Annotated in this window: 11 protein-coding genes; 6 read left to right on the top strand and 5 right to left on the bottom strand. The window is 40.4% G+C overall.

What is annotated here, in order from left to right; translation table 11 throughout:
- Window positions 1–322: 322 nt before the first annotated feature.
- Window positions 323–979, bottom strand: coding sequence for a DUF2057 family protein (locus AB4238_RS20015; RefSeq protein WP_372035124.1), 657 nt, complete (start codon window positions 977–979; stop codon window positions 323–325).
- Window positions 980–1,147: 168 nt separating this feature from the next.
- Here AB4238_RS20015 and AB4238_RS20010 point away from each other — a divergent pair, with 168 nt between their 5' ends.
- Both AB4238_RS20010 and corA read left to right on the top strand, forming a co-directional pair.
- Window positions 1,148–1,513 carry a hypothetical protein gene (locus AB4238_RS20010; RefSeq protein WP_372035122.1) on the top strand — a complete coding sequence of 122 codons (366 nt, stop codon included), beginning with the start codon at window positions 1,148–1,150 and terminating at the stop codon, window positions 1,511–1,513.
- A gap of 105 nt (window positions 1,514–1,618) precedes the next feature.
- Window positions 1,619–2,566: a magnesium/cobalt transporter CorA gene (corA, locus tag AB4238_RS20005; protein WP_372035120.1), complete on the top strand. Its 948-nt coding sequence runs from the start codon at window positions 1,619–1,621 to the stop codon at window positions 2,564–2,566.
- A gap of 17 nt (window positions 2,567–2,583) precedes the next feature.
- Here corA and AB4238_RS20000 read toward each other — a convergent pair whose 3' ends face one another.
- Both AB4238_RS20000 and AB4238_RS19995 read right to left on the bottom strand, forming a co-directional pair.
- Complete coding sequence (locus AB4238_RS20000; RefSeq protein ID WP_372035118.1) at window positions 2,584–2,922, bottom strand: DUF3135 domain-containing protein; 339 nt, start codon at window positions 2,920–2,922, stop codon at window positions 2,584–2,586.
- Window positions 2,923–3,023: 101 nt separating this feature from the next.
- Window positions 3,024–4,283, bottom strand: coding sequence for an HD-GYP domain-containing protein (locus tag AB4238_RS19995; RefSeq protein WP_372035116.1), 1,260 nt, complete (start codon window positions 4,281–4,283; stop codon window positions 3,024–3,026).
- A gap of 121 nt (window positions 4,284–4,404) precedes the next feature.
- Here AB4238_RS19995 and AB4238_RS19990 point away from each other — a divergent pair, with 121 nt between their 5' ends.
- Entirely contained in the window at window positions 4,405–5,097 is a 693-nt protein-coding gene (locus tag AB4238_RS19990; RefSeq protein ID WP_372035114.1) for a 2OG-Fe(II) oxygenase, read from the top strand.
- Here the strand turns inward: AB4238_RS19990 and AB4238_RS19985 are convergent.
- Together AB4238_RS19985 and AB4238_RS19980 are read right to left on the bottom strand one after the other, a co-directional pair.
- The gene (locus AB4238_RS19985; RefSeq protein ID WP_372035112.1) at window positions 5,090–6,442 is read right to left on the bottom strand and encodes a sensor histidine kinase; all 1,353 of its coding nucleotides are present in this window, start codon (window positions 6,440–6,442) and stop codon (window positions 5,090–5,092) included. The genes AB4238_RS19990 and AB4238_RS19985 overlap by 8 nt on opposite strands.
- Window positions 6,433–7,107 (bottom strand): response regulator, encoded by a 675-nt coding sequence (locus AB4238_RS19980; protein ID WP_220739817.1) that lies wholly within the window; start codon window positions 7,105–7,107, stop codon window positions 6,433–6,435. Before AB4238_RS19980 ends, AB4238_RS19985 begins: the two co-directional genes overlap by 10 nt.
- 273 nt (window positions 7,108–7,380) lie before the next feature.
- Here AB4238_RS19980 and AB4238_RS19975 point away from each other — a divergent pair, with 273 nt between their 5' ends.
- From AB4238_RS19975 to AB4238_RS19965, 3 genes are read left to right on the top strand one after another with little or no spacing between them, the layout of a single operon-like run.
- Window positions 7,381–8,235, top strand: coding sequence for a putative selenate ABC transporter substrate-binding protein (locus AB4238_RS19975; RefSeq protein WP_372035110.1), 855 nt, complete (start codon window positions 7,381–7,383; stop codon window positions 8,233–8,235).
- Between the two features lie 3 nt (window positions 8,236–8,238).
- The gene (locus AB4238_RS19970; RefSeq protein WP_372035108.1) at window positions 8,239–8,934 is read left to right on the top strand and encodes an ATP-binding cassette domain-containing protein; all 696 of its coding nucleotides are present in this window, start codon (window positions 8,239–8,241) and stop codon (window positions 8,932–8,934) included.
- Between the two features lie 7 nt (window positions 8,935–8,941).
- Entirely contained in the window at window positions 8,942–10,450 is a 1,509-nt protein-coding gene (locus AB4238_RS19965) for a PhnE/PtxC family ABC transporter permease (RefSeq protein ID WP_372035106.1), read from the top strand.
- Window positions 10,451–10,549: the final 99 nt, after the last annotated feature.

Below are 10,549 nucleotides of genomic sequence, written 5' to 3'. Positions count from 1 at the left end.
TTTCCAGGCGCCTAATTAGTATCAAAGCTCGCTATTATATAGCGGGCTTTTTTACGTCTGTAAATTGAGTCAATTAATCATTTTGCTATAGCGCTTAGCATGACACTGATAGCGGTGCGGTCGATATGCCCATGTGTCCACTTCGAGGATAATAAAGAGTAAGTTAACAGCCTGGGTTAGTTAGCGCTTTTAGGTTTTTCTGTTTGCGATTTCAGCGGTGATTGAAGATCTATTGGTGTTATCTATACAAGGGGGAAGTCTAAGTTGCAGTGGCACTAAAACCAATTAACCTTAAGTTTGTAGTGCCAGTATGATATTGGTTTTATTCTTTACTGTTAATTTTCAATTTGAATGCTTTTCTAGTTTCTTCATCGGCTTGTTGGTACCAAAAGTCGAGCATCTGGCCAACATTTATTTGATCTGTTTGCGTGGGAGCATTAGCCTGTTTCGCAACGTTTTCAACCTGTAGCAGATTTGGCTGAACTTGAGTTGCTATTGGTGCAGCTGAAGCGCCTAACGCAGCAACTTGGTTACTACTATTGTAATCAAAGATCTCTTTTTCATAATCTCGTCCAAGCTGCATGCCATCTTTGATGAGCTTGTCCTGACGGAATGCAATATCGACTCCAGTTGAATCTTTCAGAGTTATGTTTGGAATTCGGTTAAAAGCATCTGCGGCGCTATTTGAACGTATTCTTGGTAACGTTATAGTCAGCTGTGCATTTTCAGCTGAAAATGTCATGATGACGACGTCAGAGCTAAATTGGGTTTGAGATCCTTGTTGTTGGTAACGACCGATATATCGCAATGCTAATTGGTTTTCACCGTTATCTAGCGATAATTTATCCGTACTGTTGTTCTCCTTACCGTTAACCAATATGAGCTCAGAGTTAGAGGGAAGTGTAACCTCTACGTTGGCAAAAGCTGAGGAGTTTACGCAAATTAATAAAGCGGTAAGGATTGATTGGGTTAATCTCATAGAAAGCCTTTGTTTGAATTGATACCTACTTTATAGCAGAACGCATTTTGTTTTGCAGGTTCATCTCTAATTATTAAGCTATTGAGTTTAAATGCTTAGATATTATTAACAGTTTCAATCTATGAATTTGGCTATAATGGCCTTTCATTATGGGTTTGGAGATTGCGCGTGCTAACAAAAATTCTTGTGACAATATTAGTTATAGCAGGTGCTATGTTTTATATTCGCCAATCTAAAGTGAGCCCCGCTAAAGAGCGAACTCAAGATATGGGGCGAGGAATAATAATTCGCTTTGCTTTATATGCAATTCTTAGTATTTCATTACTAGCAAGTGCTGGCTATTGGTACTGGGACTGGCAAGATGGTAATAAGGTTGTGAGTGTAACAATTGTGTCGCCTATGAGTGATGATACCGTTGTGTATCAAGTAAGAAAAAAGAATATTGCCAACAACGAAATAACAACAGTTGATGGAATAAGAATCAGATTGTCTAATCAAGAGCGAATTATTGTCGCAAATACGGTTCAAGAGTAATTTTTGTGGGTTTTCTTTTAGTTAGCGCTTTGCGATATATCTTTTTAGGTTAGAATAGCCTCGTTTTTTACCCTATTAGTTTATTAATTGTATGAAGGAGGAGCTATGATAACAGCCTATGCCTACGAAAATCGTAACTTAACGATTAGCGAATTGAGCATCAAGGATAATATCCCTCCCGGCACACTGTGGTTAGATCTTTATAAGCCTGATGATAGTGAACGCGAGTGGTTGAGTCAGTTTTCAGTCGAAGATGTGCCTGAAGAGGAAGACATTAACGAGATTGAAGCTTCAGCCCGCTTTTATCAGAATAAAGATGGATTACATATTAACTCACTCTTTCCCCAACGAGCAGGGCAAGACGTCAAAGGTGTAAACGTCTCTTTTAATATCCGGCCAAACTTCTTGTTGACGATTAGAGAAGAGGATGTAGGTTTAATTAGGTTACTTAGAAATTATTTACGATTAGGTCGTATAGAGGCGTCAACCCCGCAAGCATTGCTTCTTGAGCTGTTTAATCTAAAAGTAGATTATCTTTCAGATTTAATTGAAGATGTATACACAGTGCTTGATAGTGTTAGCGAAGAGGTTTTTAAAAATGAAGAGCTTGATGACGTCTTCAAACTCATCACTCGACAAGAAGATTCAAATGGCAAGATAAGACTCAGTTTACTTGATACGCAGCGCTCGTTACGTTTTATGCAAAAATATTATTGGGATAAACTATCTGAAGGTGAACTTAAAGATCTACGTGAAATGCTTTCAGACATTGAATCTCTGATGCCTCATAGTCAGTTCATTTTTGATAAATTAAACTTCTTGTTGGATGCTGCAATGGGCTTCAGTGGGTTACAACAGAATAAGATTATTAAGATATTTTCGGTCGCGGCGGTAGTCTTTTTACCACCTACAGTAATCGCAAGTAGTTATGGTATGAACTTTGCTAATATGCCTGAGCTTGATTGGCAATTTGGTTACCCTATGGCTATTTTGATGATGTTTGGTAGCGCCGCAGGTACCTATTTATTCTTTAAGCGTAAAGGTTGGTTATAGTATAAAACAGCTCGCATCTAGCGAGCTGTTTTAGTTTCAGCATTTTGTTCAGTACTTGTAAATCTGAGAACCTTAGCTTTGTGTTGGTAAAACTCATCTGGATGATTTAGTACGTCATTAAGGCTGGATAGTTTTTGATACATCATATTGCTAACTACGTGGTAGCGTTGGTAGGGGGTCTTACAAAGAGAGAGTTTTTTCTCTAAATGATCCAGTAATGATATTAATTTGGGCTTACTGGTTGCTGCACTCTCATCTATGACTTGTTGATTTAACTTTTTTTGCAAAGCATCTAACTCTTTGGGATCGTTTTCCGCAAGCCAAAGTAACCTGTCAAAACTGGGTAATTCAGTCATAAAAACTTACTCCAATGCATTCGTTATTGGATTAAATCTAGTAACAGCTGCGGAATAGAGCAAGAAATAGACAGGTTGAATCGTTATAGAATAGCTTTTCTCTAGTTGTCACTACCAAAAAAATAGCTAACCCTCTCTCTTGGGTTTAGGTATTTGAATACTTTTTCTGGAAGAGCAGCAGGAGGTAAACATCTAACAATCGTTATGCCTTCTTGTGCAAGTTCCACAATAGGTGCTTGTTCTTTAGGGACTAATGCATCGTAAACTAAGATCCTCGGCAAAAGTAATTGGCTTACATTTACAGACATCACCATACCGTATTGACCTGAAGAAAGTTCAACTATGCTGCCAGGTGGGTAAATCCCAAGCATTTTAACCATTCTACCCACTATGTCAGGGTTTAATTGTGACTGATAATGCTTGTACAGGTAGCCAAGAGCCGAAAATGGTGTGCGTGCCTTTCTGCTTCGATCTGAATGACAAAGGTTGTCATAAGTGTTTACAGCGGTGACAAGCTGACTGAGTTTATCTATTTCAGGTTCTTTCAGCCCTTTGGGTGTACCAGAGCCATCTAGAAACTCATGATGGTTTAATATTATTGGTAATGCTTCTGTCGGAAAATTATCAGCAAGCTTAAGTAAGTCAACGCCCATCGCTGGATGTTGATTGATAAAGTTTTGCTCAGCTTGTGTGAGTGGCGTAGTTTTCCTCATTAACTGAGTTGGCACCTTCAATTTGCCGGTATCATGAAATAATGCACCTAAACCAATTAGCTCTATCTCATTGCGCGTCCAACCTAACTCTTTTGCGATTAACATCGATAAGACTGATACATTTAACGAGTGAAAGTAGATACCGTCATCATTCTTTGAGTCTGCCATTAAATGTAAGACCAACTTATCTGATGTTAATAACTGTTCGGATATATTATGGATCAGCTCTTTTGCATCGTTGACCGCATTCAGTGGGCGATTGCGTAGTTTACCCATTAAGCTTCGGATCATCGCCACTGACCGTTCAAACTGTTGTTCAGTTTTCTGTAAATGACGTCTCAAGCTCTTGTGAGCTTCAATACTTTCAGCTTTTTGCTTGTTAAGTTCATCTGAAAGTTTATCCAAATCACTTTCAACAGCATTCTGTTTTGGGGCTTGAGCATCTTTAACGCTTAAGATTGGCGTATCGCTGCGCTCAACGATAACGAATACATGTTCAATCCCAAGGTTCTTAATGAGTTCAATTTGAGCTTGTTGTCGAATTTTGAAGCTACTGAATAAGAATGGATGATCTTTCCATGAGATAGGGAGTCTGATGAAATTACCGACCTGTAGCTGCTCCACTGCAACTTTACAACTATTTGGCATATGTATTTGTGTGAGTCTTCCTTAATTTGCTATTTTAACGCAACCTATATAATTTACAATTGCTTAACTCATATGCTTACAAATATGGGAACTCAAACAATAACAGTTATAAGAGTATCAAATGGATTTTATTGAAATATACCCTAATGCACTTCCCGATGAACTTTGTGATCAACTTATTAGTGCCTTCGATTGCCACCCTGGAGTCTTAGCAGGTAGCACAGGTGGTGGCGTGGATATTGAGAAAAAGCTAAGCCGTGACCTGATGCTTGATTCACATGAAGATCTAGCAACACTAAAAAATAGCTTGTTAGGTTATACGCTTTCTCACGCTGCTGAGTATTTCAATAAGTATTCGATGGCACTGATGGGCGCGGTATCGGTTGGCGTGTCGAATGAAAACGGTGAGACGGTAACGCTAATACCTGACAATTACGCGGCATTAGGCGAGCTGAGAGCCGAGGCGATCGTTAAGTACCTATATCGAAGTGGCAGTATTAATATCCAGAAGTATGACAAAAATAAGGGGGGATATCCGCATTGGCATTCAGAGCAGTTTCCTCAATTAAATCATAATGAAGCCTTGCATCGAGTCGTATTATATATGTTTTATTTAAATGATGTGGAAGAGGGCGGCGAAACTGAGTTTTATTATCAAAATAGAAAAGTGAAACCTAAAAAGGGCACTATGGTGATTGCGCCTGCGGGATTTACCCACTCACATCGTGGCAATATGCCAAAAAGTTGCGATAAATATATCGCAACCTCATGGATAATGTTTAATCGTGCTGAGCAGCTGTATGGCGCTAAATAGGGATTGAGATCCTAAAACAAGCTCCCTCCAATTCCGACGTCTCAATGCTGAGGCGTCCACCATAGCTGATAACTATCTCATTGCAGACAGCAAGACCAATACCTTGACCCGCTTTCTGAGTATCTGCTCTTACTCCGCGCTGAATGATATTCTGTCTGATACTTTCATCAACGCCTGGGCCGTCATCTTCTACTAATAACTCAAATTCGCCGGCATCGTTATAATATGATGATACTCTAACGGTGGTGATACATAATTTGAATGCATTCTCCATCAAGTTGCCACAGAGCTCCATTAGGTCGCCTTTATCACCTGGAAATACATGTTCTTGCTCAATATGAGACTCAAAAATAACCTGTTTATCTCGATATACTTTAAACAGCATTTGCGAGAGCTGGTCAACAAGCGGAGCGATTAGAGTTTGTTCCTGCTTCAATCCCTTACGACCTAGCATTGCTCGCTTCAATTGATATTTGACCAACTGATCCATTTGGCTGACTTGTTCCATTATCTTCTCGCTGGTTGCCTCTTTATCTAAAGTGGCGTCATCAGTAATGGCATGCACCGCTGCCAGACGCGTTTTAAGACTGTGGGCCAAATCATTCATCGCGTTTTGGTAGCGTTGCTGTTGCGCACTCGATTGTACTAATAGCTGGTTAAGTGCTTGTGTCACACCTTCTAGTTCAACGGGATAGCCTTCAGAAAGGCTCTTCGATTTGCCACTATTTACCGATTGTAGTTCATTTCTAAGTTGCACTAACGGACGCATTCCCCAGTACGCTGCACTAATCAATAAGACTAGTGCTAGTGCAAGTACAAAACCTAAACGAATATAGGTGCGTCGACTGAATTTACTGTATTCCTCTTCAAGCTTTTCAGCATCTTTCAATACTAGTAAATTATATTCACTGCCAGCGATATCTAATGAAAGTAAATAAACAAAGTAGCCGCGGGTATCCGCTAGAGAAAGATAGTAGGGTGGGTTGCTATTACGGATCTCATTGAACCGCTCACAAGTATCAAATAGACCGCGGTCAACAGCCATTGAAGATGTCCATACTTGGTTAAAGGTGCTATCACAACTGGCAATAATATAACGCTGAGAGGTATTGTTTTCCGCTAACCATTCGTCGCTATTATCTGGCAGTAGATCATGCTCTCTTAGTTCCGCGGCAACTTTAGGGATCTCTGCAATGAGCTGAGACGTTTCTTCGTTGTAGCTATTTTGTGCGTGAAGGATATTGACCATCCACGCTAAACCAAAGCCCACTAGAGCAATGATAGATAATGAGGTGAGAAACATCCGCGTTAGCAGACGTTTCTTAGGCTTAAAGTTTAGCTGCATGGCAGGTTAAATTTATAGCCTTGACCACGGATGGTGGCAATAGGATTTTCCAAACCATCTTTAGTCAGTTTTTTGCGTAATCGGCTTACCATGACTTCAATAGTGTTAGGGTCGCCTTCTTTGTCGCCGTAGATCACATCGAGTAGACGCTGCTTTGCGACAACTTCATGGCAATGGCGCATTAAGTATTCCAGAATGAGGTACTCAAATGCGGTGACTTCCATCGGTTCTTCATTCATTGTGACTTGCTTTGCCGCTAAATCGATCTCCAGGGCACCACTGGTTATTTTAGGTTTTACAAAGCCGGCGCTACGTCTAACTAACGCATCAAGCCGAGCAACAAGTTCTTCTTTTTGGAAAGGTTTGACTAGGTAATCATCGGCGCCAGCATTAAGCCCCTCTACTTTGTCCTGCCAATTGACTCGTGCTGTCAAAATGAGCACTGGTGCTTTAAGGCCGTTATCGCGTAGGCTCTGAATCAAACTAATGCCATCTTGGTCAGGGAGCCCAAGGTCAACAATAGCAACATCTATTGGATAGTTTGTTGCTTGATAAAATCCCTCTTTTGCTGTTAATGCAACCTGAACTTGATTTCCTAGTTCACTCAATTGCACTTTTAGGTGGTGAGATAGAATCGGATCATCTTCAACAACCAATATTCTCATAGTCAAATATCCTTGAATGCGATAAAGATTAGTTTACGCAGAATTATGGCAACTGCCAACTAAGTGTTTCAATTTACGTAGGAGTTTACGCTTCAATTACTTAACCTTTGCTGAATTGTGCAGTCATTAGACTTGAGAGACAGATTGATAGTCGAAAATACAAGCACGGTTATGTCTTAATCCGTAATTATCTAACACTTTGGCGACATAATTCTGGGTTTGTTTGCGCAATTTGGTTAAGATCCGTTAAATTTTTGTCAAATCAGGTTGATTATGTTCGCGTTTAAACCCCTTATTAGTGTGTTTCTCTTGCTTGTCGCGCCAAGCGCATTAGCTGCTACCTTTACATTTACCGCTATTCCCGATGAGGATGAGAGCCAACTGCGAACTCGTTTTGATAAAGTTGCCGTATACTTAGAAGAGAAATTGGGAGTTGAAGTTAAATACATCCCAGTAAAGTCATACTCTGCAGCCGTAACAGCATTTAGGAACAATCAAGTGCAACTGGCTTGGTTTGGTGGCCTTTCAGGCGTTCAAGCTAGGCGACTCGTTCCAGGCTCTGACGCGATAGCCCAAGGCTACGAAGACCAGTTTTTTAAGAGCTACTTTATCGCACATCACTCGACCGAAATGCTAGTTAACAATAGTTTTCCAAATCTTAACGGCTACACTTTTACCTTTGGTTCAAAAGACTCAACCTCTGGCCGATTAATGCCACAGTTTTTTATTGAGAGAAACTTGGGTAAGCGACCTGAAGACATTTTTAAACGCATCGGATTCTCCGGAGACCACAGCCGCACTATTGCTCAGGTTCAAGCTGGGGTTTATCAAGTTGGCGCTGTCAATTATAAAGTGTGGGAATCCGCTGTTGCAGCCGGAAAGGTTGATTTAAAAAAGGTTGACGTTATCTGGGAAAGCCCTACATATCCTGATTACCAATGGACAGTAAGAGCAGGTGTTGACGACTCTTTTGGCGAAGGTTTTAAAGCAAAACTCTCTGCAGCTTTGTTGGAAATGAATGATCCAAAACTTCTAAAAAGCTTTCCCCGTAAATCCTTTGTTGCGGCTGATAACTTAGATTATGAGCCTATTGAAAATGTGGCAAAAACCATCGGCCTAATTGATTAATCGATGCTAAGTCTTAGTGATTTCTCCCTTAGCTTCGGCGATAAAAAGGCACTCGATTCTATCGACCTTTCAATCACAGCTGGCGAAAAAGTGGCTGTTATTGGTAGCTCAGGTTCTGGGAAATCAACACTCATTGCTCATATTAATACTCAGTTGCATGGGAGCGCTGCATACTGCTCTCAGCAACAGGGCCTAGTAGAAAGCCTGAGTATATTCCATAATATTTATATGGGCGCTCTTGGCAGAAACTCTGCATTTTATAATCTGTTGAATTTACCATTTCCATTTAAAAAACCGCGTACAGAAGTCGCCATCATAGCCCAAGACTTAGAGTTAGATTGTTTATTATCGCAACCGGTTTCTAAGCTCTCTGGCGGCCAACGACAGCGAACTGCAGTTGGCCGAGCTATCTATCAGCAAATGCCGGTTTTTATTGGTGACGAGCCATTTTCTGCACTCGATCCTTTAATGAGTAAGCGGCTGATTAAATATGTATTACAGCAACATGAATCGGTTATTATGGTGCTTCATGATATGAATATGGCGTTAGAGTATTTTGACCGAGTGATTGGCTTGCGTAATGGTAAAAAGCATATTGACTCCAAAACTTCTTTGCTGACGATTGAAATGTTGCAAGACTTTTACCAAGATTCTATGAATCAAGAGTTCTCAACCTGTAAGTCAGCAATCGTTGAGTGACCCTTTCATGAATAGGTATGAACCACGATGGGCTTTTTTTGGCTATTGGCAAAGAGTCTCGTTGGTCTTACTTCTTATTACACTTACATGCTTTTATTGGGCCGATACAGAGATCATTGCGTTAGATCCATGGAGTGAGCTTCAACGCATTGGTTTAGGGTTTCTCTCGCCTGATTTTTTAGCTACCGAATATTTATTAGAAGCTGTATGGCAGACGATAAGCTTTGCCTTACTCGGTGTCGCCGCTGGTTTATTGTTAGGTAGCCCTGTTGCGCTTATTTATAACAGACCTATTGTTGCTGCAACCTGTGCTTTTATTCGTTCTATCCATGAGTTGTTTTGGGCATTACTATTTTTACAAGTCTTTGGCTTATCTCCTTTAACAGGAGTATTGGCAATCGCTCTACCTTATGGCGCAACATTTGCCCGAGTTTTCAGCGATATTTTGCAGCAAGCGCCAACCACTACATTGCAAAATTTGCCGGCCAATACAGACAAAGTTAGTCGCTATCTATATGGTCGTATTGCTCATGTCTTTAATGAAATAAAAGCGTATGTACGTTATCGCTTTGAGTGCGCGCTAAGAAGCAGTGCGATACTTGGGTTTGTAGGAATGCCTACATTAGGCTTCTATCTCGAGTCAGCGTTTCGACAGGGTCACTATCATCAAGGAGCTGCGCTCCTTATTCTGTTTATCGTGATCATAGGCACCATCCCTTATTGGTGCCGCAGTAAGTTATTACCTGTATATTTTGTCGCTGCTATGTTCTTAATGCCTGAAGTAACGACTATAGATAGTTCGCTTGTTTGGCGTTTTTTAAGTGATGATATTTTGCCGCCGATGTTCCAAAGCCATAGTGTAGAGCTGTTATCTATTGATAGATGGGCTTTGTTTGTGGAGTGGTTTTATCAGATTATCACCGAACAGGCCTTGCCTGGTGTGTTGGCGACCTTGTTACTCGCTATCGCTGCACTAGGTGGTAGTTACTTATTAACTCTTTTCTTCACAGCCGTTAGTTTTAAACCTCTAACAGGCTCATTTATAGCGGCTACAAATAACGTTAACTTACTTATTTTAAGGTCAATTCCTGAGTATATATTTGCCTATATATTCATGCTGCTGTTGGGACCATCGATGCTACCGGCTATTCTGGCTTTGGCTATCCATAATGGTGCTTTAATCGCTTATTTAGTCGCTAGGCAAAGTGCATCGACGACTTATAGTCAGCATTTTAACGGTAAATTTGATGGTTATGCTTATGATATATTACCCAGAATATATCCTAATATGATGGCGTTACTCTTCTATCGATTTGAAGTTATTCTGCGGGAAACAGCGATTCTAGGGATGCTCGGCGTGGCGACATTGGGCTTTTATATTGATAGTAACTTTTCAGAAATCCGCTTTAATGGTGCATTAATATTGATTTGTGTAACAGCAATACTGAATATTGTTATCGATATCGTGAGTAGAAGGCTGCTCACGACTCACTCAATACCTGATCAGTCTTGTTGAACCTGAGAATAGATTAAATACCTATATTGCTAAGTTTCTCTTATCCAATTAAGCCGCGAACTTTCAAGTCGGATGAGGTCATACCAATTGCATTAAAAG

Source organism: Shewanella sp. 10N.286.45.A1, assembly GCF_041470405.1.
GTDB lineage: Bacteria > Pseudomonadota > Gammaproteobacteria > Enterobacterales > Shewanellaceae > Shewanella.
This window is presented reverse-complemented; position numbering and strand designations above follow the sequence as displayed.